This window comes from Bradyrhizobium centrolobii, assembly GCF_001641635.1.
Taxonomy (GTDB): domain Bacteria; phylum Pseudomonadota; class Alphaproteobacteria; order Rhizobiales; family Xanthobacteraceae; genus Bradyrhizobium; species Bradyrhizobium centrolobii.
In genome coordinates this window covers 113,367-135,931 of the sequence record NZ_LUUB01000125.1, presented here as the reverse complement: position 1 = coordinate 135,931, position 22,565 = coordinate 113,367, and the positions used below count along the sequence as shown (strand labels likewise).

At 65.2% G+C, this 22,565-nt stretch carries 22 protein-coding genes; 11 read left to right on the top strand and 11 right to left on the bottom strand.

The window, feature by feature from the left end; genetic code table 11:
* Positions 1-51: 51 nt before the first annotated feature.
* Positions 52-1,248 (bottom strand): FAD-dependent monooxygenase, encoded by a 1,197-nt coding sequence (locus tag AYJ54_RS44885; RefSeq protein ID WP_063708879.1) that lies wholly within the window; start codon positions 1,246-1,248, stop codon positions 52-54.
* A gap of 147 nt (positions 1,249-1,395) precedes the next feature.
* On the opposite strand from AYJ54_RS44885, the gene AYJ54_RS44880 reads away from it, so the two are divergent.
* Positions 1,396-1,872, top strand: a complete 477-nt coding sequence (locus AYJ54_RS44880) for a MarR family transcriptional regulator (protein WP_063708972.1) — start codon at positions 1,396-1,398, stop codon at positions 1,870-1,872.
* On the opposite strand, the gene AYJ54_RS44875 is transcribed toward AYJ54_RS44880, so the two are convergent.
* The 3 genes from AYJ54_RS44875 to AYJ54_RS44865 all read right to left on the bottom strand — a co-directional run bounded on the left by AYJ54_RS44875 (position 1,841) and on the right by AYJ54_RS44865 (position 6,040).
* Positions 1,841-3,097, bottom strand: a complete 1,257-nt coding sequence (locus AYJ54_RS44875; protein WP_063708878.1) for an O-antigen ligase family protein — start codon at positions 3,095-3,097, stop codon at positions 1,841-1,843. The two genes, AYJ54_RS44880 and AYJ54_RS44875, sit on opposite strands and share 32 nt — an antisense overlap.
* A 145-nt stretch (positions 3,098-3,242) precedes the next feature.
* Positions 3,243-4,790 carry an undecaprenyl-phosphate glucose phosphotransferase gene (locus AYJ54_RS44870; RefSeq protein ID WP_063708877.1) on the bottom strand — a complete coding sequence of 516 codons (1,548 nt, stop codon included), beginning with the start codon at positions 4,788-4,790 and terminating at the stop codon, positions 3,243-3,245.
* A 116-nt stretch (positions 4,791-4,906) separates the two neighbouring features.
* Positions 4,907-6,040 carry a glycosyltransferase family 4 protein gene (locus tag AYJ54_RS44865; RefSeq protein ID WP_063708876.1) on the bottom strand — a complete coding sequence of 378 codons (1,134 nt, stop codon included), beginning with the start codon at positions 6,038-6,040 and terminating at the stop codon, positions 4,907-4,909.
* Positions 6,041-6,234: 194 nt separating this feature from the next.
* Between AYJ54_RS44865 and AYJ54_RS44860 the strand changes: the two genes are divergently transcribed.
* Together AYJ54_RS44860 and AYJ54_RS44855 are read left to right on the top strand one after the other, a co-directional pair.
* The gene (locus AYJ54_RS44860; protein WP_063708875.1) at positions 6,235-8,487 is read left to right on the top strand and encodes a GumC family protein; all 2,253 of its coding nucleotides are present in this window, start codon (positions 6,235-6,237) and stop codon (positions 8,485-8,487) included.
* A gap of 480 nt (positions 8,488-8,967) precedes the next feature.
* Positions 8,968-10,158, top strand: coding sequence for an amidohydrolase/deacetylase family metallohydrolase (locus AYJ54_RS44855; protein ID WP_210184088.1), 1,191 nt, complete (start codon positions 8,968-8,970; stop codon positions 10,156-10,158).
* Positions 10,159-10,393: 235 nt separating this feature from the next.
* On the opposite strand, the gene AYJ54_RS44850 is transcribed toward AYJ54_RS44855, so the two are convergent.
* Positions 10,394-11,575: a GNAT family N-acetyltransferase gene (locus tag AYJ54_RS44850; protein WP_063708873.1), complete on the bottom strand. Its 1,182-nt coding sequence runs from the start codon at positions 11,573-11,575 to the stop codon at positions 10,394-10,396.
* Between the two features lie 133 nt (positions 11,576-11,708).
* Here AYJ54_RS44850 and AYJ54_RS44845 point away from each other — a divergent pair, with 133 nt between their 5' ends.
* A complete protein-coding gene (locus AYJ54_RS44845) occupies positions 11,709-12,755 on the top strand; it encodes a polysaccharide deacetylase family protein (protein WP_063708971.1) in 1,047 nt (348 codons plus the stop codon).
* Here AYJ54_RS44845 and AYJ54_RS44840 read toward each other — a convergent pair.
* Positions 12,752-12,961, bottom strand: a complete 210-nt coding sequence (locus AYJ54_RS44840) for a DUF2842 domain-containing protein (protein WP_063708872.1) — start codon at positions 12,959-12,961, stop codon at positions 12,752-12,754. The two genes, AYJ54_RS44845 and AYJ54_RS44840, sit on opposite strands and share 4 nt — an antisense overlap.
* A 97-nt stretch (positions 12,962-13,058) precedes the next feature.
* Here AYJ54_RS44840 and AYJ54_RS44835 point away from each other — a divergent pair, with 97 nt between their 5' ends.
* Entirely contained in the window at positions 13,059-14,141 is a 1,083-nt protein-coding gene (locus AYJ54_RS44835; protein WP_063708871.1) for a COX15/CtaA family protein, read from the top strand.
* A 19-nt stretch (positions 14,142-14,160) separates the two neighbouring features.
* Here the strand turns inward: AYJ54_RS44835 and AYJ54_RS44830 are convergent, their stop codons facing one another.
* The 4 genes from AYJ54_RS44830 to AYJ54_RS44815 form a co-directional block, all read right to left on the bottom strand.
* A complete protein-coding gene (locus AYJ54_RS44830) occupies positions 14,161-14,502 on the bottom strand; it encodes a hypothetical protein (protein ID WP_063708870.1) in 342 nt (113 codons plus the stop codon).
* 124 nt (positions 14,503-14,626) lie between these two features.
* Positions 14,627-15,907, bottom strand: coding sequence for an O-acetylhomoserine aminocarboxypropyltransferase (locus tag AYJ54_RS44825; protein ID WP_063708869.1), 1,281 nt, complete (start codon positions 15,905-15,907; stop codon positions 14,627-14,629).
* Positions 15,908-16,044: 137 nt separating this feature from the next.
* A complete protein-coding gene (locus AYJ54_RS44820) occupies positions 16,045-16,629 on the bottom strand; it encodes a CoA-binding protein (protein ID WP_063708868.1) in 585 nt (194 codons plus the stop codon).
* A 125-nt stretch (positions 16,630-16,754) separates the two neighbouring features.
* Positions 16,755-17,579: an enoyl-CoA hydratase gene (locus AYJ54_RS44815; protein ID WP_063708867.1), complete on the bottom strand. Its 825-nt coding sequence runs from the start codon at positions 17,577-17,579 to the stop codon at positions 16,755-16,757.
* 86 nt (positions 17,580-17,665) lie between these two features.
* Here AYJ54_RS44815 and AYJ54_RS44810 point away from each other — a divergent pair, with 86 nt between their 5' ends.
* The 6 genes from AYJ54_RS44810 (at position 17,666) to AYJ54_RS44785 (ending at position 21,336) form a co-directional block, all read left to right on the top strand.
* Positions 17,666-18,094, top strand: a complete 429-nt coding sequence (locus tag AYJ54_RS44810) for a PaaI family thioesterase (protein WP_063708866.1) — start codon at positions 17,666-17,668, stop codon at positions 18,092-18,094.
* Between the two features lie 157 nt (positions 18,095-18,251).
* Complete coding sequence (gene rplM / locus AYJ54_RS44805; RefSeq protein ID WP_063708865.1) at positions 18,252-18,716, top strand: 50S ribosomal protein L13; 465 nt, start codon at positions 18,252-18,254, stop codon at positions 18,714-18,716.
* 1 nt (position 18,717) lies between these two features.
* Positions 18,718-19,194, top strand: coding sequence for a 30S ribosomal protein S9 (gene rpsI, locus AYJ54_RS44800; RefSeq protein WP_063708864.1), 477 nt, complete (start codon positions 18,718-18,720; stop codon positions 19,192-19,194).
* Between the two features lie 229 nt (positions 19,195-19,423).
* Positions 19,424-20,644 carry a GGDEF domain-containing protein gene (locus AYJ54_RS44795; RefSeq protein ID WP_063708863.1) on the top strand — a complete coding sequence of 407 codons (1,221 nt, stop codon included), beginning with the start codon at positions 19,424-19,426 and terminating at the stop codon, positions 20,642-20,644.
* 58 nt (positions 20,645-20,702) lie between these two features.
* A complete protein-coding gene (locus AYJ54_RS44790) occupies positions 20,703-20,939 on the top strand; it encodes a hypothetical protein (RefSeq protein WP_063708862.1) in 237 nt (78 codons plus the stop codon).
* A gap of 100 nt (positions 20,940-21,039) precedes the next feature.
* Entirely contained in the window at positions 21,040-21,336 is a 297-nt protein-coding gene (locus tag AYJ54_RS44785) for an antibiotic biosynthesis monooxygenase family protein (protein ID WP_063708861.1), read from the top strand.
* 6 nt (positions 21,337-21,342) lie between these two features.
* Here the strand turns inward: AYJ54_RS44785 and AYJ54_RS44780 are convergent, their stop codons facing one another.
* Entirely contained in the window at positions 21,343-22,485 is a 1,143-nt protein-coding gene (locus tag AYJ54_RS44780) for an AI-2E family transporter (protein WP_063708970.1), read from the bottom strand.
* Positions 22,486-22,565 lie beyond the last annotated feature (80 nt).

Genomic DNA, 22,565 nt, shown 5'->3' with positions numbered 1-22,565 from the left:
CCCTCACCCCAACCCTCTCCCCGTAAGAACGGGGAGAGGGAGAAGAAAAGACTACGCCGCGCGCGCGTCATACGCGTACATGAACTCCATGCCCTTCGCACCGAGCGGCAGCAGCCATTTCATCATCTGATTGCGGATCCACGCGCCGGTGGCGCTGAATTCGCGCTTGTTGTTGCCGTTGCGGCGGGCGATGGCGACGATCTTCTCGGCGCGCGGGCGCCGCTCCGCCTCGAAATTCTGGAAGGTGAGACCGAGCTCTTTGCCTTCCTGCATCAACCGGGCCAGCCGCATCGCATCCTCGAGCGCGAGCGAGGCGCCCTGGCCGGCATGCGGGCTCGTCGCATGCGCGGCGTCGCCGATCAGCAGCGAGCGCTTGCGCGACCAGGTCGGCAACGTCGCGACGTCGAGCGTGTCTGTCACGACGATGTTCTCGGCCGCCTCGACGATGGCCGGGATCGGATCGTGCCAGCCCCGGTGGAAGCTGCGCAGATGCTGCTTCAGCGTTGCCTGATCCTGCGCGCGGAACATCGCGGCATCCATGCCGTGCGCGGGCTGCGTGCTCCACCACATCACGCCGTCGTCGGGGTTCGGGCTGCAAAAGCCGTAGCCGAAGAAGCCGCTCTGGCCGAACGTGGTCTCGACGCGCTGGCCGATTGCCGTGTCGTCGAGAACCGCGCGCGGCACGAAGCCGCCGAAGCCGATCAGGCCAGTGTTGAAGGGCGCCGGCCCGTCCGGGATCACCTGGCGGCGCGCCACCGAGTGCACGCCGTCCGCGCCGATCAGGAAATCGCCTTCGGCCGTCGTGCCGTCGGCGAAATAGGCGATGACGGGCTGGTCGCCGCGATCCTCGATCTTGATCAGCCGCTTCTCGAAGTAGAGCGAGACACAGGAGCACCAGGCTTTGTCGATCAGCATCTCGTTCAGCGTGGCGCGGCAGACATTGACCGCGGGCTGGCCGAAGCGCCGCTCCATGTCGCGGTTGAGCGAGCCGAGCCTCTCGCCGCTCTGCGAGCAGAAGTCGAAGGACTCCGCGACCGAGCCACGGCTGATCAACTCGCCGGCGAGGCCGATCTCGTCCATCACCTGCATGCCGTTCGGTGCGATCTGCAATCCGCCGCCGATGCCCTTCGAATAGGGCCAGGCCTCGTAGATCGCGGACTCGATACCGGCGCGGCGAAGCAGGATGGCGGCGACAGGCCCGGCGATGCCGGCGCCGATGATCAGGGCCTTGCGGGGACGGTTGGACATGGCTTGCTCCGGACGTTTCCGTGGTGCTAGGAGAAATTACGGTCGCTAAATCTCTTAGTGACTAAGATATATATCGAGTAAGATAAGAGGTCGGCCTTGTCAAGGACGAAGGCGCGCGCGGCGCTTTTGCAGGAACTGGAAGAGGCGATGCGGCGGTCGTCGGCGCAGGGCGTGCTTTATGGTCAAACCGTTGCGAACGTTGCGGGAATCGCCAATTCCGACCTCGAATGCATGGATATCCTGCACCTCGAAGGGCGCGTGACCGCCGGCCGGCTCGCCGAGGTGACGGGGCTCACGACCGGCGCGATCACCGGCGTGGTCGACCGGCTTGAGAAAGCGGGCCTCGTGCGCCGCGAGCGGGATGAGGGTGACCGGCGCAAGGTCTTCATCACCGTGGTGCCGGAAGCGGCGATGAAGATCGGCGAACTCTATGTCCCGTTGCAGCAGGCGATGGAGAGGGTCTGGAGCGCCTATTCCGAGGAGGAGTTGCGCCTGCTGCTGCGCTTCGCCAACGAGGGTTACAAGGGCGTGCTCGCGGCCACGTCAGCGCTGAAGGGCCATCTCGACACGCCGCCCGAAAAGCGTCCCGATCTCAAGATGCGGAAACTTCCGCGTCGGCCCTGATCTTGTAGGCCTGCGCGGCCGCGATCATGCCCCACATCGCTCCGAGCATCATCCAGAAGTGCCGCCAGTGGTCGGTGTCGATCACAAAGCTCTCGCCCACAATGCCGACGAAGGCGGAGAAGATCGCAAGATACGCGCGCTGCCAGGGCACGCGGACGAAGATGTGCCGGAAGCCTATGACCACGGTGGTGAAGACAAGCGCGGGATAGCACACGCCGGACAGCCAGCCGCCCGACATGAACGCGTTCAGGTAGGAATTGTGGGTGTCCTCGGGGAAGTAGCGGTGGAATTGCAGCGGGCCGATGCCGAATGGCAGGTCGAGCGCCATCTCTGCGCCGAGGATGTGTCGGCCGAACCGGCCGAAGCGGCCCTCGTCATAGCTCTGGTCGAAGCTCGCGCGCTGCTTGAACATCTCGGCGACGGAGTCGAATGACAACAGGATCGCGATCAGCGCGAGCCCCAGCACCGCGGCGACGACGGCCATGATGATGATGCGCGAGCGCTGGGCGTTGCTCCGGCTGGTCAGCACCATCAGAGCCAGCATGAAGGCGGAGGTCAGGACCAGCCCGCCCCAGGCGGCGCGGGAGAAGGCGAGCAGGATCGCGAGCGACATCATGCCGAAGGCGATCACGTTGCGGAATGCCTTGGCCAGATGGTCGGACACGACGCTCTGGAGCGAGAACAGCGCCGGCAGGACCAGGAAGGCGCCGAGCACGTTCGGATCCTTGAAGGTACCGCGCGCGCGCTCGTAGAGCGTCAGGAGATCGTGTCCGCCGGGGACGAGGTTGAAATAGCCAGCGATGGCGGAGAGCGAGGCGACCATCGCGCCGACCACGAGGCCGCGGCGCAGCATGTCGAGCCGCGCCGCCGTGTCCTCGGAGGTGACCATGGCGAAGAACACCACCGTCACCGCCATGTACCAGGAGGTTGCGATCCAGCTCGCGACCTCGGACTGGCCGAACAGGGGGATCGCGCTGATGGTGTAGCCGACATTGAGCAAGGTCAGCAGCAGCACCAGCGGCATGAGCGCGAGCTTGAGCCGCAGGCCGGTGGCGAAGAAGGTGACGGTGGCGAGCAGCGTCACGATCTCGTAGGGGCTCGGCTCGATGAAGACGATGGCGCCAGAGGCGCCGACCAGCCATACAAGCGCGCGCTGGACGACGAGCACGCCGGGCGCAGCGCGAACCGCTGCATTCATTTCCCCGGCCGTCGCCGCATACGCCATCACACGCTCACACGATTACGCAACTCACTCACGCTGTCATCGCCCGGCTTGACCGGGCGATCCAGTACTCCGCGGCGCGTGTTGCAGGAAACGGCTGTCGCTGCGGGTTACTGGATGCCCCGCCTTCGCGAGGCATGACAGAAACTCAATACGCGTTCTCGCTCTTGGTCAGCAGCGAGAGCGGGGTCTTCAGGAGAATGTAGAGGTCGTACAGCACCGACCAGTTCTCGATGTAGTAGAGGTCGAACTCGACTCGCTTCTGGATCTTCTCCTCGTTGTCGATTTCGCCGCGCCAGCCGTTGATCTGGGCCCACCCCGTGATGCCGGGCTTGACGCGGTGGCGCGCGAAATAGCCGTCGACGGCCTCGTCGAACAGCCGGCTCTGGAGCTTGCCCTGCACTGCGTGCGGGCGCGGGCCGACCAGGGAGAGATTGCCCGAGAAGACCACGTTGAAGAGCTGCGGCAGCTCGTCCAGGCTGGTCTTGCGGATGAAGCGGCCGACGCGGGTGACGCGCGGGTCGTTCTTGGTGACCACCTTCGAGGCCGTCGGGTCAGCCTGATGGTGATACATCGAGCGGAATTTGTAGACGTCGATGCGCTCGTTGTTGAAGCCGAAGCGCTTCTGGCGGAACAGAGCCGGGCCAGGGCTGTCGAGCTTCACCGCGAGCGCTACCAGTGCCATCACCGGCAGCGCCGCGAGCAGTGCGATGCCGCCGACGATGCGGTCGAACAGCCATTTCATCACGAGATCCCAGTCGGTGATCGGCGCTTCGAACACGTCGAGCGTCGGCACCTCGCCAAGATAGGAATAGGAGCGGGGACGGAAGCGCAGCTTGTTGATGTGCGCGGAGAGGCGGATGTCGACCGGGAGCACCCAGAGCTTCTTCAGCATCTCTAGGATGCGCGTCTCGGCCGAGATCGGCAGCGCGAACAGCACGAGATCGACGCGGGTGCGGCGGGCGAACTCGACGATGTCGTCAACCTTGCCGAGCTTGCGCGCGCCGGCGCAGGTGTCGAGCGCGCGACTGTCGTTGCGGTCGTCGAACACGCCGAGCACGTGGATGTCGGAATCCTCCTGCGCCTTCAACGCCTCGACCAGCTCCTCGCCGCTGCTGTCGGAGCCGACGATGATGGTGCGGCGGTCGAGCCGGCCATCGCGCGCCCAGCCGCGCACCAGCGTGCGCAGCACCAGGCGCTCGCCGATCAGCGCGGCAAGCCCGAGGAAGAAGAAGGCGGCAAGCCATAGCCGCGACACCTCGCTGCCGAGCTTGGCGAAGAAGGACGCGCCGATGAACAACAGGAAGACGAACGACCAGGACGAGATCATCCGCGTCATCTGCCGGAGCTGTCCGCGGAAGAGCTGGACCTGGTAGATGTCCGCCGCCTGGAAGCAGACCACGGCGGCGGTGGCGACGGCGACGATCGCCGCGAGATAGTCCCAGCGGAAGCCGGTGAGTGGCGTGACATAGCCGACATAGAGCGCGACGCCGACGAGGCTCAGCAGCGCGAAATCGACTGCGCGCACGATGCCGGCGATCACGATCGGCGAATAGGCGCGCGCGACCTTCTGGTTGACAACCTCGAGCGCCGCCGGCGTGAGCCGGCGCCGGCGTTCGACGAAGGCTTTTTCAGTTGGTATGGCCGCGGCGCTGGTCGCGGCATCGAGCATCGAGCGTGCGTTGAGCGGTTCCACGGGAGTCCACGTCCATTCCAAAAACCCGCGGGCGACTTTGCGCCCCGGGCGAGCAACCCCTGCTCTTCGCTTATCGGACAAATCGGAAGATTTTCTAAAGCGGCCCTTAAGGGTGGTTAATGATTGGCAAATGCGTCGCGGTAACCCGCGAGCACGCCGTTCACCATCGCCTGCCGGGAGAAATGCGCGGAGATGCGCTCGCGCAAGGATACAGCGCGTCGGGCGGTTCCTTGCGAATCCTCGAGCGCGACTGAGATCGCCTCCGCCATGGCTTCCGCGTTGCTCGGCGCGAACAGGGCCGGGTTGTCGGTGCCGAAGATCTCGGGGATGCCGCCGACTCGCGCCGCGATCATCGGAATGCCGGCCGCACCGGCCTCGATCACGACATAGGGCATGGAATCGCCGCGCGAGGGAACGACCAGCAGCCGCCCCTTGGAAAAGCCGTAGCGCGCCTTGACGTGGCCGATGAAGCGAATGGCATCCGACAGGCCGAGCCTCTCCACCTGCGCCTTCAGCGCGGCCGTCTCCTCGCCATCGCCGCCGAGCGTCAGCGTGACCTTCTTGCCGCCCGCATGCAGGTGCGCCACCGCATCGACCAGGAGGTCGGCGCCTTTGATGTGCCTGAACTCGCCGACATAAGCGAGGTCGGTGGCATCATCAGCCGTGACGACCGGCTCGAATTCCTCGGGCGTCACCCCGTTGAAGACGCAGTGGACGACGCCTTTGGGCGTGCCGACGATGCGCTGATAGGTGTCGCGGGCAAACGCGCTCTCGAACAGGAACAGGTCGGTCGAGTCCATCAGCACGCGCTCGAGCCGCGCGTAAAACTCGCCCTTGAAGGTGTTGAGGGGATAATGCAGCGAGCCGCCATGCGGCGTGTAGATGCGGATGGTGTCGCCCGAGCGCCGCCGCATGCGCAGGAAAGCGCCGGCCTTGGCGCCGTGGCCGTGCATGACGTCCGGCTTGAGCCTGGCGATCAGGCGCCGCATGCGCAGCCACACGAGAAAGTCGTCGAGCGACGGTTCTCGGCGGATCGCCAGCCGGTGGACGCCGAGCTTGAGCCGCGGTGCGAGCTCGGCAAGCGCCTTCTCGGCGCGCTCGCCGCCGGTGAGGCTGTCGGCGAGAATGCCGACATGATGGCCGCGATCGACCTGGCCGTTGGCGAGGTCGAGGATGTGGCGGAAGATGCCGCCGACGGGCGCGCGCACAGCGTGCAGGATGCGAAGCGGCTGGTCGGAAGAGGGGGGCATGATCAGAACCAGCGCTCGACGGCGAACAATCCACTGAAATACGAGCAGGATTAAGAGGCTTCGTGGTTAACAAACGGTGTCGCCGCGGCGCGCGCCATCTGCCGCGGCGTGTGATTAACCCGGCGGCAACCTTAATGGACTGTAATCGCCTGCGGTTGAGGTAGAGTCGTGGCATTGCCCTGCGGGAGTGTGAGATGCGTTTGGCGTTCTGGCGTGCCGGCAAGGACAAGGCCGTTGTCGAGCGGGCTGTCTCCAAGCCCATAGCCAAGATTGAGGAGACCAAGGCTGAATCCAAGGTCGCCGCGCCCGCCGCAGTGAAGCAGGCGCCCGCCGAATCCGGCGATCTCGACCTGCACGCTCTCGGGTCGGCGCTGGCCCGCAAGCGCGGCTGGATCATCGTGCCGACGGTGCTGGCACTGGTGCTGTCGGTCGCCGGCGTCAATCTGGTGACGCCGCGCTACAAGTCCGAGGCGCGCATCCTGATCGACGGCCGCGAGAACGTGTTCCTGCGCCCGAACAGCGATCGCGCCGAAGAGCGGCAGGCGTTCGACGCCGAGGCCGTCACCAGCCAGGTGCAGCTCGTGCTGTCGCGCGATCTCGCACGCGAGATCATCAGGAAGAACAAGCTCGCGGAGCGACCCGAATTCGATCCGGTGCTGCAAGGCATCTCGCCGCTGAAATCGCTTGCAGCGCTGGTCGGCATAGGCCGCGATCCGTTCTCCATGACGCCGGAAGAGCGCGTTCTCGATGCCTATTACGATCGCCTCCAGGCCTACGCGGTCGACAAGTCGCGCGTGATCGTGGTCGAATTCCAGTCGGCCGATCCGGAGCTCGCCGCGCGCGTGGCCAATTCGATCGCCGAAGGCTACCTCGTACTGCAGCAGAATGCCCGCCAGGACCAGGCGCGCACTGCGAGCCAGTGGCTTGCGGGCGAGATCGAGAATTTGCGCAAGAAGGTCTCGGACGCCGAAGCCAGGGTCGAGGACTTCCGTTCCAAGTCGAGCCTGTTCGTCGGCACCAACAACACCACGCTGTCGAACCAGCAGATGGGCGAGGCGAACACGCAGCTCAACAACGCGCGCGCGCTGAAGGCTGACGCGGAGGCCAAGGCGCGTCTGATCCGCGAGATGCTCCAGAGCGGCAAGCCGATCGAGGCATCCGAGGTGCTGAACTCCGAATTGATGCGGCGGCTGTCCGAGCAGCGCGTGACGCTGCGCGCTCAGCTCGCCGAGCAATCCTCGACGCTGCTCGGCAACCATCCGCGCATCAAGGAATTGAAGGCCCAGCTCGGCGATCTCGACACCCAGATCCGCGACGAGGCCGGCAAGATCTCGCGCTCGCTCGAGAACGACGCGCGTATCGCCGGTGGCCGGGTCGACAGCCTGACCGCAAGCCTCGAGCAGCTCAAGAAGCAGGCGACATCGACCAACGGCCAGGACGTGCAGCTCCGCGCGCTCGAGCGCGAGGCCAAGGCGCAGCGCGACCTGCTCGAGACCTATCTCGCCAAGTACCGCGAGGCCAACACCCGCGAGAGCATCGATACCGCGCCGGCGGAGGGCCGCATCATTTCGCGCGGCATCGTCTCGAACACGCCGGCCTATCCGAAGAAGTTGCCGATCGTGCTGATCGCAACGCTCGCGGCGCTGCTGCTCTCTTCCGGCATCGTCGTCACCGGCGAGCTCCTGCACCAGACCGCGCCGCGCGCGGTCGCAGCGCTCACCCCGTCGGCGCCGGAGCCGGTGCGTCATGAACCGGTCATCGAGCAGGTGGTGGTTGACGATCCCGTGGTTGCGGAGCCCGCGCCGCTTCAGCCTGAGATGACGGTCGATGCGGACATCACCGAGTTCGCCGAGATCGAGCAACTGGCCGAAAACCTGCGCGCGGCAGGCGCGGCAGCGAAGAAGATCACGGTGCTCGGCGCCGCCGCTGGCGAGGCCATCACGCTCTCGACGCTGACGCTCGCTCGGCACCTGGCGCGCGATGCCCGTGTCGTCGTGGTCGATCTCGCCGCATCCTCGCCGACCATTGCCGCGGTGTCCGTCGACGCTTCGGCGCCCGGCCTTGCCGAGCTGATGCAGGGCGAGGCGTCATTTGCGCAGATCATCACCAAGGACAGGCTCTCCCGTCTGCAACTGGTCACGGCCGGCCGGCCGGGCTTCGAGCGCAGCCTGCTCCAGTCGCCGCGGGTGACCCTCGCGATCGATGCGCTGCTCAGGGTCTACGACCACGTGCTGCTCGACGCCGGCAGCGCCTCCGATCTGCCGGCCGAACTCCTGACGACGAACGCGCGCGCCGTCGTGGTGCCCGATGCCTCGATGGCGCCGGACGCGCGCATGCTGATGTGCGAGCAGCTCCAGGCGGTCGGCTTCAGCGAGGTGACGATGCTGAGCAAGCCCGTGCAGCCGTCGGATGCCCCAGAAGCCGCACCGCGCGTGGTGGCGGCGTAATTGCTGTTACCCTCTCCGCTTGTGGGAGAGGGGGCTTTGCGGAACGCGAAGCCGGGTGAGGGGTCTCTCTCCGCGATGAGCCTCTTGCAGCTATAAGCGCGGATGCAACGAGGATCGGTTCGAGGTTGACCGTGCTGCTGCCCATTGACGGACAGTGAAACATGAAGGCCCTGTCCTTCACGCGCGCTCGAAGGCGCGGATGATTCAGCTCCGCCTCGACTTGCCGGGTGTCGTGCCTACCCATGGCCTCCGAGGCGTCGCCAAGCAGGTCACGGCCTGTCGATCGCTGGCGCCGGTCTTACGCTTCTGCAGCATCGGTCCTCCATTGTTTCGATCGTAACACTCGGGCCCGGTCTCGACATGCTTCTGAAGTAAATCCGGCGCAATACACCGAGCATCGCCCTTTGACCGGCATCCTGAGGCCGGAGCAGGCGCCACAAACTCTGGGAGCCGCAGGTGTCACAAAGGAGTACCATGGCGATGAATCGTCGCCGGTTTCTGTACGCTGCCGCCGCAGGCGCGGCGCTGTTCTCCCGGATGCCGGACCTGCGGGCGGCGGGGTACGACCTGATCGTCAGGGGCGGACGGGTCATTGACCCGTCGCTCGGCATCGATGGGGTCCGCGACGTGGCCGTCGCCGGCGGACGGATCGCGGCTGTCCAGGAGAACATCGGGGCTGATGCCGCGGAGATCATCGACGCGCGTGGCAAGCTGGTTGTGCCCGGACTCATCGACATTCATTGCCATGCTGCCGCCGCCAAGGACGGGCCGTCGCTTGTGCTGCGCGACGGCGTCACCAGCTACAACGACGCCGGGTCCTACGGTGCGGATGGCATCGATCAGGCAGCGGCCGTCGTGAAGCGCGGACCGAACTTTGGCCGCCTGCTTGTCAACATTTCACGCATCGGCATCGACATCCAGCAGGGCGAACTGCACGATTTGAGCCTGGCCGACGTCGACCTGGCGCGCGCCGCCATTTCGCGCAATCGCGATGTCGTCGTCGGCGTCAAGGTGCGACTTTCGAACAACGTCACCGGCGCCAATGATCTCGAGGCGCTGCGGCGAGCGCAGGAAGCAGCTAGCTCGTTCGGGCTGCCGGTCATGGTCCACATCGGCCAGTCCTACTCGCCGCTGCCGGCGATCCTGTCATTGCTCAAGCGCGGCGACATGATCACGCATGTGTATGCGCCAGCGCCCAATGGCATCCTCGACGACAGCGGGCGCATTCTTCCTGAGGTGCTCGCCGCCCGCCGCCGCGGCATCCTGTTTGATTTCGGCAACGGCACGCTCGCTCACTTCAACTGGGACGTGTTCGAACGCGCCGTCAAGCAGGGCTTCGTCGCGGACACCATCTCCACCGACTGGGTCGGCGCCCAGTCGCGCACCACGAACGTTGTCGATTTGCCCAACGTCATGTCGAAATTCCTGATGTTTGGCCTGCCGCTCATCGACGTGATCGCCCATGTCACGGTCAACTCGGCGCGTGCAATCCATGCGTTCAGCGACCGCGGCACCCTCAACGTCGGCGCGCCGGCCGACATCGCCGTGCTGGATCTGCGAGAGGGATCGTTCCAGTTCATGGACAATTACAACGGCATACGGACCGGCCGTCAGCGGCTGTTTCCGATCGCCACCGTGATCGGCGGCAAGAAGGCGCCGGATCGGGCGTGACGCACGGCCTGGCCTGCATACGCTTTCCCTTCCACAAGTCATTCCGGAACCGTTAAAGTGCGCCGGTTGCGCGCTGATGGCGGCGAACGGCGGCTGACGCGTACATAGAGAAAGCGCCGGGAGATCGATTGGTTCTAGGCAAGGTCGAACGGCGACGAACGCCCGCGAACTACAGAAAACAAGTTGCCCTCTCCCACAAGGGGAGAAAGGAGAGCAACTCGCTGATGGATAGTCTTTACCCGAACGCCTGCCGCAGCTTTCGCGCAAGCTCGAACAGCATCTGGTTCTGCTTCACGATGCGCTTGCCGTGGCTCAGCGAGGACATCGCCATCGCCGCGAGCTTGCCGCGCGAGGTCAGCGGGACAAAGCTGTCGAAAATGTCTTCGTCGTCCTTGCAGAACATGCGCTTGTAGTCGTCCGAACCGATGCCGAGGTCGAGCGCGCGGTAGCCGCGCTCGGCGTAACGGTCGATGATGTAGCGCATCAGGATCAGGCCGGGGCTGAAGCGCGCATGTTCCGACAGCGTGTAGGTGTTGAACATCATCGAGAAGCGCTGGCCGTCGCCCACGCCCGCGTAGATCGCGATCACCTCGTCGTCGCATTCGAGCGCGTGGACGTCGATCACGCGGCCTTCGCCGCGCGGCGTCAGGCACGCGCTGCGGATGAACTCTTCGACGCCGGGCTCGGCGAACACGTTCGGCAGTTTCTGTTCCGCCATCCGCGCCGGCTTGACGCGGAAGAACCAGTTGAGCAGGCGGGTGACATCCGCGTCGGTTGCAGCAAGGTGATAGCGGTAGCCCGTGAGCGTCTGGAGCTTTTTCTCCTTGCTCTTCAGGCGGCGGCGGAAGGAATTGCTGATCCGCGACGCCGGCGGGCCGCCCGGCTCCATCACAAGCACCGGGCAGCCATTGATCGAACTCTGCCGCGGCAGCAGTGCAAACGGGTTCTGCAGGTCGTGCCAGCACAGCGGCTGCTGCGTCAGCGCGAGCACGTCGACATCGTCGCGCAACGGCGCAGCGAGCGCGTCGAGATCGGCTGCAACCGCCCGCGCGGCGAACTCGGTGTTCCACAGCCCCATATTGAAGGTCGAATGCTTGCCGCCCATGAAACAGGCCGTGCGCACGCCATGGCTTTGCCGCAGCGAGAGCGGGAGCAGCAGGAGCGGACGGCGCTCGGCGTCGTAGGCAATCACGATGAAGGGACGGGCGCCTTCGCGTTCGCCGACCAGCCGCTGCCAGGCGCTCAAGAGGTCGAAGCGCTGATAGGGCGTGCAGAGATGGCCCGGCTCCTCGAAGGCGCGCCAGACCGGCTCGGCCTTGCCGAGATCACTGATGATGTCGACATGAGCGATACGGCTCGCTTTCGACCGCGCTGGCGCTTCTGCCGTCGGGCTTTGCATCGCCGCAGCCATGGTCATTCGCGAAACCTGTCGAGAAAACGAAAATTTACGTATTTCGGCCCGTCGCCGACCTTTGCAAACAAACGTCAACAAAGGGTAAGGACAGTGGCGGAAGGACGCGCCACCGGCGAACGCGCGGGAAGGTGGGATGTTGGCATCCGACGACAGATGGCTGGAGCGTCTGCGTCTTGAACTGGCCTGGTTCACCGGCCAGCCGCTGTTGCGTGGCCGCGGCGCCGGGGCGATCCTGCGCTTCGAGCGGGTGCGGCCGCGGTGGAGCGGCGCGTTCCAGCCGCTGCGCGAAAACGAGATCACGCCGCAATTCCTGGACCGTGCCATTCGCGCGCTGAAGCGCTGGGGGGTCGACTTCCTCGGCATGGACGAGGTCTGCCGGCGTGCGGTGACGCTGCCGGAGCAGCGGCGCTTCGTGGCGCTGACCTTCGACGGCGCCAGCAAGGACCTGATCAACGTCGCCTATCCGGTGCTGGCAAGCCATGCCGTGCCCTTCACCGTCTACGTTCCCACCGCGTTCCCCGACGGCGTCGGGGAAGCCTGGTGGCTCGCGCTGGAACAGGTAATCGCGCGGGAAAGCCGCATCAGCCTGATGATGGGGGAGAGGGAGCAACGTTTCGTCGTCGCGAGCAATGCCGAGAAGCGGGCGCTGTTCGCGTTCATCGAGAGCTGGCTGCGCACGCTGCCGCCGGCGGAGCTGTCGGCCGCGATCAAGGATCTCTGCAAGCGCTACCGGATCGATCTCGTCTCCATCTCGCGTGAGGCGTCGATGGATTGGGAGGATCTGGCGAAGCTCGCGGCCGATCCGAATGTCACGATCGGCAGCGCGACCGTCAATTATCCCGTTCTCGCCAATATGAAGGACCCGGCGGCACTGCGCGAGATGACGATGGGCAAGGCGGTGGCGGAAGCGGCCTTTGGCCGCGAGATCCGGCATCTGGCGTTTCCGTTCGGCGATCGCTCATCGTTCCGGCGCAGCCACGTCGTGATGGCGGAGGAGGCGGGCTTTGCCAGCGCGGTGTCGACCATCCCAGGCATCGTGGATGCGGAGGGGCGTACCAACCTGCGCGCGCTGCCGCGGATATCCTGGGACGGCCGGGTGCGCTCGCTGCGCATGCTACGGGTGCTGGTGTCGGGCGTTGCCTTCGCGCCGGTGAAACCGACGGGCAGCGTTCAAGCCAGCTAGGCGCGGTCGGGCCGCTGCATCCAGCTCACGATCGGCATCGCCGGCAGCACCCAGCCCATGCCCGCCACCACGTAATAGACCGCCTGCCGCCAGCCGGATTCGGCGATCCACGGCATCTGCGCCAGCGCCATGCCGAGCAGCGCCCAGACGGCGGCCAGCACCAGGAGGGCGATGGTACCGAGGAACTTGCGGGTGCGGATCGTCATGATGGGAGCTGTGCGGCCTTTTGCGTAACTTGCGCTGCGGGAGCGGGGGACTATAAGGGGCACGCAGTCCGGTTCAAGCCTTGGTTTTGTCCCTGAAATGACGACGGTTTCCGCCCCGACCAAGTCGCATCGCGCCGTGCGCTGGTGGCTCATCTCCGTGGCCGTGCTGATCGCGCTGATGGTGCTCGTCGGTGGCGCGACGCGGCTGACGGAATCCGGGCTCTCGATCGTGGAATGGAAGCCGGTCACGGGCACCATGCCGCCGCTCTCGGCGGCGCAATGGACCGATGCTTTCGAGGCCTACAAGAAGATCCCGCAATATCGCGAGCTCAATGCCGGAATGACGCTCTCCGAGTTCAAGGAGATCTTCTGGTGGGAATGGAGCCACCGGCTGCTCGGCCGTTTCATCGGCGTCGCCTATTTGCTGCCGTTCCTGTTCTTCCTGTGGCGCGGCGGCCTGTCCGGGGAGTTGAGGCGGCGGCTGTGGTTTCTGTTCGCGCTTGGCGGGCTTCAGGGCGCGGTCGGCTGGTGGATGGTGGCCTCGGGGCTCTCTGAGAGGATTGAGGTATCGCAGTATCGGCTGGCGACGCATCTGGTGCTCGCGCTGCTGATCTTCGCCGGCATCGTCTGGACCGTGCGCCGGCTGGCCGAGCGGCGGCCGATCGTGGCGCCGGTGCGGCTGCGACTAACGAGCGCTTTGCTCGTGGTTGTGACCTTCGTGCAGATCTATTTCGGCGCACTGGTCGCGGGCCTGCGCGCCGGGCGCGCCTACAACACCTGGCCCGAGATCGACGGCGCGTTCATTCCGTCAGCGGATCGTCTGTGGTTCGAGACGCCGTGGTGGCGCAACCTGTTCGATAATGTGCTGACGGTGCAGTTCGAGCATCGCATGACGGCCTATGCGCTGTTCGTGCTGGCGGCGCTGCACGCCTTCGATGCTGTGCGATCGCGCGCAGGATCAGCGGCGGGCGGCGCGCTCTGGCTGTTTGCGGCCGTGAGCCTGCAAGCTGTGCTCGGCATCCTCACGCTGCTCAACCAGGTGCCGATTGGACTAGCGCTCGCGCACCAGGCGGTTGCGATCGCGGTGCTGACGCTTGTGGTGATCCAGGCGGAGCGGCTGGCCTCGCGGCAATCGGCGCAAGCGCATCCGCGCGCGGTTCCGATCGGCCAGGCCGGCTGATCACCATCAGCCCGGCTGATCAGCAGTAGCCGTAGACGCCGCACGCGTAAGGCAATCGCCAGAAATAACCGACCTGCGGTCCGCCGTGATACGCGCCCTGATAGTCGTAATCCCAGGGACGCCCGTAATAGCCCGGCAGCGTGTTGGAGCCCGGGAGCAGCGGTGTGCCCGGCAAGTTGCGGATGTAGCTGCCGACCCCATAGGCCGGCGAGATCAGCGCGTCCGGATCGGTCTCGACATAAACCGTGGGCGGCGGTGGCGGGGCGACGGCCCGTCGCCTCGGTGTGGCCGGGAGATCGGCCGCGAGGGCGCTTGAGACCGTCAGCATCACCGCAAGGGCGGGCACCATCCAGCGCAGCATCGTCGGCTCCGAATCAAGAGGAGTGATCCAGCATGATCTATGCAGCAGGTATGGTTAATGACTGTTAACTGGGGCCGTCATTCCGGGTTCGCGCTTGCGCGCGCCCCGGAATGACGCCGAACCATTACGCACTCAGCGCCTGCTCCAGGTCGGCAATCAAATCTTCCTTGTCCTCGATGCCGATCGAGAGCCGCACCACGTCGGGGCCGGCGCCGGACCTGATCTTGGCGGCGTCGTCGAGCTGGCTGTGCGTGGTCGAGGCGGGGTGGATGACGAGCGAGCGGGTGTCGCCGACATTGGCAAGATGCGAGAACAGTTGCAGCTTCGACACCAGGCTGACGCCGGCGTCATAGCCACCCTTCAGGCTGAAGGTGAACACGGCGCCTGCGCCCCTCGGCGCGTATTTGCGCGCGAGCTGGCTGTACTTGTCGCCGGGCAGGCCCGCATAGCTCACCGAGGCGACCGCCGGATGGCCGGAGAGGAATTCGGCGATCGCTTTGGCGTTGTCGCAATGCTTCTGCATGCGCAGCGGCAGCGTCTCGATGCCGGTGAGGATCATGAAGGCATTGAAGGGCGACAGCGCGGGTCCAAGATCGCGCAGGCCCAGCACGCGGCAGGCGATCGCGAAGGCGAAATTGCCGAACGTCTCCTGAAGGCGGATGCCGTGATATTCCGGGCGCGGCTCCGAGAGCATCGGATATTTGCCACCCGTCGACCAGTCGAACGTGCCGGCATCGACGATGATGCCGCCGAGCGAATTGCCGTGGCCGCCGAGAAACTTCGTCAGCGAGTGCACCACGATGTCGGCGCCGTGATCGATCGGGCGGATCAGATAGGGCGAGGCCAGAGTGTTATCGACGATCAGCGGCACGCCGGCCTTGCGCGCCACCGTCGAGATCGCCTCGATGTCGGTGATGCTGCCGCCGGGATTGGCGATGGATTCGATGAAGATCGCCTTGGTGCGCGGGGTGACCGCGCGCTCGAAGCTTGTGATGTCGTCCGGATCGGCCCACACCACGTTCCAGCCAAAGCTCTTGAACGCATGCGTGAACTGATTGATCGAGCCGCCATAGAGCTTTCGTGCGGCGATAAACTCGTCGCCGGGCTGGAGCAATTGCTGCAATACCACGACCTGTGCGGCATGGCCGGACGCAACGGCCAGCGCCGCCGTGCCGCCTTCGAGCGCCGCGACGCGCTCCTCAAGCACGGCGTTGGTGGGGTTGCCGATGCGGGTATAGATGTTGCCGAACGCCTGCAGTCCGAACAGCGAGGCAGCGTGGTCAGCGTCGTTGAAGACGAAAGAAGTTGTTTGATAAATCGGAGTTGCGCGTGCGCCGGTGGTCGGATCCGGTTGTGCACCGGCATGCACGGCAAGAGTTGAAAATCCCGGAAGGCGATCGCTCATTCGTGGCGTCCTGTTCTTGTGGTCTGAAATCGCGCGGCATGCTGATCGGCGTCGCGCTCGCCGTCAAGGCGCGGCCTCACATCAGAATGATCGTGCTACGCACCGTCGCGTTGGCGGAATGAAATCTTCGCAACTCGTCAGCTTTGTTCGTTCTTGGCTTTGGCGGCACGATCCGATGCCGCTGTATCGCCGCCGCCGACGCTCGTCCGATTGAGGGATAGCCGCATGCCCTGCATTGGCATCGGCGGACGCTTGGAGCTCAGCGTGCGCGAGTTGACACCCATCCAGGAGATCTCCGACGACAGCCGGCCATATTCGATCTTGGGGCAGCGGTTCATCACGACCTTGATGCCGGCTGCCTCTGCCTTCTCCGCCGCCGCATCGTCACGTGCCCCGAGTTGCATCCAGATCACCTTCGGCAGCGGGTCGAGCGTCAGCGCCTCCTCGACCACGGGCATGATGTGGCTGGAGCTGCGGAAGATGTCGATCATGTCGACGGGGCGGCCGAGATCGCGCAGCGAGGCGACGAAGGGCTTTCCGAGCAGCTCCTTGCCGACATGGCCGGGATTGACCGGGATCATGTCGTAGCCGCGCTGCGCCAGATATTTGAAGGCAAAGTAGCTCGGCCGCACATTGACCGGCGAGGCGCCGACCATCGCGATCGACTTCACGCTGTTGAGGATGCCGCGGATGTAATTGTCGGGATAGGCGTCGTGGTTCATGTGTTCTTTCTCTGACCCTCATGGTGAGGAGCGCGGAACGCGCGTCTCGAACCACGAGGCCGCTGTCGGGCCTTCATCCTTCGAGATGCCGCGTTCCGCGGCTCCTCAGGATGAGGGGCTACTGTTCATTCATCCCGCCATTTCGGCGTGCGCTTCTCGATGAAGGCGCCGATGCCTTCCTCGGCGTCGCGCGCCATCATGTTCTCGGTCATCACCTCTGCCGCATAGCGATAGGCGTCGGCAAGGCTCATCTCGGCCTGGCGATAGAACGCTTCCTTGCCGAGCTTGACGGTGTAGGCGGATTTCAGCGCGAGCTGCTGCGCCAGCGCGATCGCGGCGTCGCGCTCGGTGCCGGCAGCGACCACGCGATTGACGAGGCCGATCTCGCGGGCGCGCGCGGCCGGGATCGGCTCGCCCGTCAGCAGCATCTCCATCGCCTGCTTGCGTGGCACGTTGCGCGACAGCGCCACCATCGGCGTCGAGCAGAACAGGCCGATATCGACGCCGGGTGTGGCGAAGCTTGCCGCTTCGGAGGCGATTGCGAGATCGCAACTGGCGACGAGCTGGCAGCCGGCGGCCGTGGCAATGCCCTGGACGGCAGCGACCACAGGCTTGGGCAGACGCACGATCGCCTGCATCATCGCGCTACAGGCCGCCATGACCTGCGCAAAGTAGGCCCGGCCGCGATCCGGATCGGTGCGGCGCGCGGTGAGCTCCTTCATGTCGTGACCGGCGGAGAAGGCGGGGCCGTTGGCGGCAATGACGGCGGCGCGGATGCGCTTGTCCTCGGCGATCGCGTTGAAGCTTGCATGCAACTGCCCGATCATCGCCTCCGATAGGCTGTTGCGAGCGGCGGGGCGGTTCAGCGTGAGCACGGCGACGCTGCCGACGATCTCCCGCAGGAGAATCGGCGGTTCCGGGGTGGGGGTGCGGGCGGGCTGGACGGACATCGGAGCGTTTCCGGTTGGATTATTGCAATTGGATGATGCAGATAACCTAATGCAACAGGCGAAGTGAAGCGAGGGTGAGGGACGGTATGGCGTTAGCGAAAATGAGCGTGGCGGAGGTCGAGCGGTTTCTTCGCGACGAGTTTCCCCAGGCGTTCAGCGGCGACGACATCACGATCGAGAGCGCCGACGGCCAGACCTGCCTCCTGCGCCAGCGCTATAGCGAAAGGATGCTACGGCCGGGCGGAACCGTGTCCGGCCCGACGCTGATGGCGCTCGCCGATTTCGCCATGTATGTGGTGCTGCTGTCGGCGATCGGGCCCATTGGCCTCGCCGTTACCACTAATCTCAACATCAACTTCCTGCGCAAGGGCCAGCCGGGGCAGGACGTGCTGGCGGAGGCCCGGCTTCTCAAGCTCGGCAAGCGCCTGGCGGTGGGTGAGGTGAACCTCTTGTCCGGGACCTCGCCCGATCCGATCGCGCATGTTACCTCGACCTATTCCATTCCAAATATTTGAGCTTTTTGCGGGTATCAAAATACCATATTTTTAAATTACTGATTTTGCTGATGTAATTTACGTTGCCGGACATTGACCGCTGCGCGTCGCTTCTCTAGAAAGCCACGCAGTCCGGCGCGGTGATCGCGCCGATGTCTCCCTCCACGGATATTCTGACATGAAAACCTTTTCGGCAAAGCCGGCCGAGGTGACGAAGAAGTGGGTGCTGATCGACGCCAAGGGTCTGGTCGTCGGCCGCCTCGCCACCATCGTCGCCATGCGGCTCCGCGGCAAGCACCTCCCGACCTACACCCCGCACGTTGATTGCGGCGACAACGTCATCATCATCAACGCGCAGCATGCGGTCCTCACCGGTCGCAAGCGCGAGCAGAAGACCTACTACAAGCACACCGGCTATGTCGGCCACGTCAAGGAGCGCACCGCGCGCCAGATCCTCGAGGGCCGTCATCCCGAGCGCGTGCTCGAGAAGGCTGTCGAGCGCATGATCCCGCGTGGTCCGCTCGGTCGCGTCCAGATGGGTAACCTCCGGGTCTACGGCGGGGCCGATCACCCGCACGAGGCACAGCAGCCCGAGAAGCTCGATATCGCCAAGTTGAACCGCAAGAACACGAGGGCCGCATAACATGGCCGAATCCATCCAGTCGCTCGACCAGCTCTCGCAGCTCAAGACGGCCGCGCCCGATGCGCCCAAGCACGAGAAGAAGGTCGACAAGCTCAACCGGGCCTATGCCACCGGCAAGCGTAAGGACGCGGTTGCCCGCGTGTGGATCAAGCCGGGTGCCGGCAAGGTCATGGTCAACTCGCGCGAGGTCGAGGTCTACTTCGCCCGTCCCGTGCTGCGCATGATGATCCAGCAGCCGTTCGTCGCCGCAGCGCGCGCAGGTCAGTACGACGTGATCTGCACCGTCGCTGGCGGCGGTCTGTCCGGCCAGGCTGGTGCCGTGCGTCACGGCATCTCCAAGGCGCTCACCTATTTCGAGCCGGAGCTGCGCACTGTGCTCAAGAAGGGCGGCTTCCTCACCCGCGACTCCCGCGTGGTCGAGCGCAAGAAGTACGGCAAGGCCAAGGCGCGCCGGTCCTTCCAGTTCTCCAAGCGTTAATCGCTTTAGTAACATTCGCCGCGAAAGCGGCCTCAATGAGATGCAAAAGGGCGCTGATTTCAGCGCCCTTTTTGTTGTTCGTTTGTACGCAAATTGATGACGTGTTTCACGAAAACTTGGCCTCGCATGAAAACCTGAATGGAACCCGCGGGACATAGCGTCGCAATCGGAAGGGCGCGCAAGTCGGCTGGGCCGATCGCGTACTGCTATGTTTTCAGGGGGGGCCGACATGATGTCGCTCGATAGCATCACGCTCTATTTGGTTGCCACAATGGTTGCCGCACTGCTCGGCGCCATGATGGTGTTTTTCGGCAAGCAGGAGAACAGCCCCGCGCTCAAATGGTGGGGCACTGCATATCTGCTCGGCGCAGCCTCGGTCGCGCTGTGGACGGCGGCCGGCGACAAGCTCGGTCCGCAAGTTTATCTGGCGCTGAATGCGGTCGGCTTCGTCGCCTGCGGCATGGTGTGGAACGCTGCGCGCGTCTTCCATGGCCGCAAGCCGAACTGGCCGGGCCTGCTCATCGGCGCGCTCGCCTGGGTCGCGGCGGTGACGCTGCTAGATCCCGCCGCGTCCACGCTGCGCATGGTCATCGGCGCCCTCATCGTCTCGGTCTATGCGGCGCTGACCGCGAGCGAGCTCTGGGTCGAGCGGCGCAAGAGCCTGCAACGGCGCTGGCCGGCCTTCGTAGTACCGGTGATGCACGGCTGCGTCTTGATGCTCCCGATCCTGATCGGCGGCTTCCTGCGGCCGAACGATGCGAGCTTCTCGGCCAGCATCTGGGTCACCGTGTTCGCGGTCGAACTCGTGCTCTATGCCGTCGGCACCGTGTTCGTTATCTTCATGCTGGTGTCGGAGCGCACGGTCACCGCGCACAGGACCGCAGCCTCCACCGATCCCCTGACCGGCATGCTCAACCGCCGCGGCTTCTCGGAAGCCTGCTCGCGCGTGATCGAGCGCGAGGCCAAGGGCGGACGCCCTGTGACCGTGATGATCTTCGACATCGACCACTTCAAGTCGATCAACGATCGCTTCGGCCATCCCGCCGGCGACGAGATGCTGAAACTGTTCTCGACTGTCGTCGTCAGCAATCTGCGCATCTCCGACCTCTCGGGTCGCATCGGCGGCGAGGAGTTCGCCGCGCTTCTGCCGTGCGCGCTGGAGGAGGGCGTGTTGGTCGCCGAGCGCGTCCGCGAGGCGTTCGAGACCTCCGGCGTCGTGGTCGAGGAGGGACCGGTCGACACCACCGTCAGCATCGGTGTGGCGGGCGGCCCGGCCGGCACCGAACTCGAGGTGCTGCTGGCGGCCGCCGACACTGCGCTCTACCAGGCCAAGCGCGGCGGCCGTAACCGCGTCGAGGCCGCGGAAGAGCTGCCGCTTTCGCTGGAGAACTGGCGCCGTCAGAGTGCGGCGCGGGTCGGTGCGCCGCGGCCGCAGCCTGCGACGGTCTGAGGCGCAGGAGGTCTCGCGGTAATCCTCTGTTTACCATTCGATCCCTACCATTCAGGTCATGGAATCGATCCGTCGACAGAATCCGCAGGCCGCCCTGATGTCGCTCGAAGCCGCTGCCGCCTCGGCACGCGGCGGTTTCGCCTGTCTGTTCTCCAACTCCGACGAATACGAGACTGCTGTCATCAGCGAGCGGCGGGCGCAGGGGCGCTACACGCAGAGCCGCAGCTACTGGCCGCTCGCGCTGTTTCTCGGTTGCGCGCTCGTCGTGGCCGGCACGGCCCTGCTGTTCGCCTGAGAGCGCTGCATTTTCCGGTCAACAGGGCGCCGTTTCGGCGCCTTTTTCTTTCTCATGGGCTGCGGTAGACACGTCCTTCAAACAAGAAGGGCGGAAACCGATGATTACCGAGATTGCGCAAATCGACGTCAAGCCGGGCAGCGAGAAGGATTTCGAGGCTGCGGTCGCCAAGGCCAAGGCCGCGTTCGGCCGCGCCAAGGGCTTTCACGGCTTCGAGCTGCACAAGTCGATCGAGAAGCCGCAGCGCTACCGGCTGATGGTGAAGTGGGCGACGCTGGAAAACCACACAGTGGATTTCCGCGGCTCGGAGAATTTCACCGAATGGCGCGGCCTGGTCGGGCAGTATTTTGCTTCGCCGCCCGAGGTCGAGCACACCGAGACCGTGCTGACGACCTGAGCGGTGTCACGCCGCCTCGGCCCGGGGCGTTGCCTCGGCCTCGTAGATCTTGAAATGGTCAACCATGACCTTCGCGATGGCGACCAGCGGGAGCGCCAGCGCAAGGCCCCAGATTCCGAAGACCACGCCGAGCAGGATCTGGAACGCGAACAGCGTCGCCGGCGGAATATCCAGCGCCTGGCGCTGGAGGATCGGCGTCAAGACATAGCTCTCCATGGCGTGCACGCCGAGGAACAGGAGCAGCGCGGATAGCGCTGGGATCCAGCCCGAGGCGAGGCTTGCCAGCACCACGACGACGCCGGCAATGATGGCACCGACGGTTGGGATGAAGGCGAGCAGGCCGGCCTGAATGCCGAGGATGAACGAGCCGGGGATGCCGATGATGGCGAGCCCGATCCAGGTCACCACGCCGACCGCGATCATCACGATGATCTGCGCCATCAGCCAGCGTTCCAGCGTCTCGCCGATGCGGTCGATGATGAGTGTGGCCCGGGTGCGATGTTTGGCCGGCGCTAGGAACAACAGGCCGTCGTGGTAGATGCTGGGCTGGGCGGCGAAGGCAAGGCCCAGGAACAGCACGATGAAGATGTTGCCAACGGCGCTGATCGTGCCGAGCAGCAGCTTGAAGGTCTGGCTGACGATCGCCCCGCTGCTGGAGGCGAGGGCGCCTGCGCCCGGCAACTGGCCGTGCGGGGCCGGGCTTGGGGCGGGCGCCGTCTCCGACGCTGCGGTGGTGGAGGCGGGCGTCGCATTGCCGATATCGAAGAAGCTGGTGTCGATGCCGTGGTTCTCGAGGAACGATCTGACGTGCGATATCTGTGACTTGATGGTGTTGCTGAGCACCGAGGCCTGCTCGGCGATGGTGGCGCCGCCGAGATAGGCGACGCCTGCGAGCATCACGGCAAGCGCCCCGCAGACGATCGCGAGCCGGACCGGATGCGGCAGGCGAACGCGCCGGCCGAGCGCGTTGGTCAGGGCGTTGAGGCCGACGCCGAGCAGCATGCCGGTGAAGATCAGAAGCAGCGTCGCGGCAAAATACCAGGTGAAGACGAGCAGCGCCGTGAACAGCACGACGCCGATGCCGCCGACCGTGATCGCCCAGGCCAGGTCGCTGCGGGTTCGGGATCGTTCGTCTGCAGGGATGCTCACCATCGTTTCCTTTTCGGCAGGCAGCGTGCAGGGCACTCTTTCGCGAAATCCGGCCGGGGATCAAGCAGGGGCTGCGAGCA

What these genes read in the sequence shown, in the direction of transcription:
- AYJ54_RS44885 (WP_063708879.1), bottom strand. Translation starts at nt 1,248, where the DNA reads ATGTCCAACCGTCCCCGCAAGGCCCTGATCATCGGCGCCGGCATCGCC.
- AYJ54_RS44880 (WP_063708972.1), top strand. Translation starts at nt 1,396, where the DNA reads ATGCGGCGGTCGTCGGCGCAGGGCGTGCTTTATGGTCAAACCGTTGCG.
- AYJ54_RS44875 (WP_063708878.1), bottom strand. Translation starts at nt 3,097, where the DNA reads ATGGCGTATGCGGCGACGGCCGGGGAAATGAATGCAGCGGTTCGCGCT.
- AYJ54_RS44865 (WP_063708876.1), bottom strand. Translation starts at nt 6,040, where the DNA reads ATGCCCCCCTCTTCCGACCAGCCGCTTCGCATCCTGCACGCTGTGCGC.
- AYJ54_RS44860 (WP_063708875.1), top strand. Translation starts at nt 6,235, where the DNA reads ATGCGTTTGGCGTTCTGGCGTGCCGGCAAGGACAAGGCCGTTGTCGAG.
- AYJ54_RS44855 (WP_210184088.1), top strand. Translation starts at nt 8,968, where the DNA reads ATGAATCGTCGCCGGTTTCTGTACGCTGCCGCCGCAGGCGCGGCGCTG.
- AYJ54_RS44850 (WP_063708873.1), bottom strand. Translation starts at nt 11,575, where the DNA reads ATGACCATGGCTGCGGCGATGCAAAGCCCGACGGCAGAAGCGCCAGCG.
- AYJ54_RS44840 (WP_063708872.1), bottom strand. Translation starts at nt 12,961, where the DNA reads ATGACGATCCGCACCCGCAAGTTCCTCGGTACCATCGCCCTCCTGGTG.
- AYJ54_RS44835 (WP_063708871.1), top strand. Translation starts at nt 13,059, where the DNA reads ATGACGACGGTTTCCGCCCCGACCAAGTCGCATCGCGCCGTGCGCTGG.
- AYJ54_RS44830 (WP_063708870.1), bottom strand. Translation starts at nt 14,502, where the DNA reads ATGCTGCGCTGGATGGTGCCCGCCCTTGCGGTGATGCTGACGGTCTCA.
- AYJ54_RS44825 (WP_063708869.1), bottom strand. Translation starts at nt 15,907, where the DNA reads ATGAGCGATCGCCTTCCGGGATTTTCAACTCTTGCCGTGCATGCCGGT.
- AYJ54_RS44820 (WP_063708868.1), bottom strand. Translation starts at nt 16,629, where the DNA reads ATGAACCACGACGCCTATCCCGACAATTACATCCGCGGCATCCTCAAC.
- AYJ54_RS44815 (WP_063708867.1), bottom strand. Translation starts at nt 17,579, where the DNA reads ATGTCCGTCCAGCCCGCCCGCACCCCCACCCCGGAACCGCCGATTCTC.
- AYJ54_RS44810 (WP_063708866.1), top strand. Translation starts at nt 17,666, where the DNA reads ATGGCGTTAGCGAAAATGAGCGTGGCGGAGGTCGAGCGGTTTCTTCGC.
- rplM (WP_063708865.1), top strand. Translation starts at nt 18,252, where the DNA reads ATGAAAACCTTTTCGGCAAAGCCGGCCGAGGTGACGAAGAAGTGGGTG.
- rpsI (WP_063708864.1), top strand. Translation starts at nt 18,718, where the DNA reads ATGGCCGAATCCATCCAGTCGCTCGACCAGCTCTCGCAGCTCAAGACG.
- AYJ54_RS44795 (WP_063708863.1), top strand. Translation starts at nt 19,424, where the DNA reads ATGATGTCGCTCGATAGCATCACGCTCTATTTGGTTGCCACAATGGTT.
- AYJ54_RS44790 (WP_063708862.1), top strand. Translation starts at nt 20,703, where the DNA reads ATGGAATCGATCCGTCGACAGAATCCGCAGGCCGCCCTGATGTCGCTC.
- AYJ54_RS44785 (WP_063708861.1), top strand. Translation starts at nt 21,040, where the DNA reads ATGATTACCGAGATTGCGCAAATCGACGTCAAGCCGGGCAGCGAGAAG.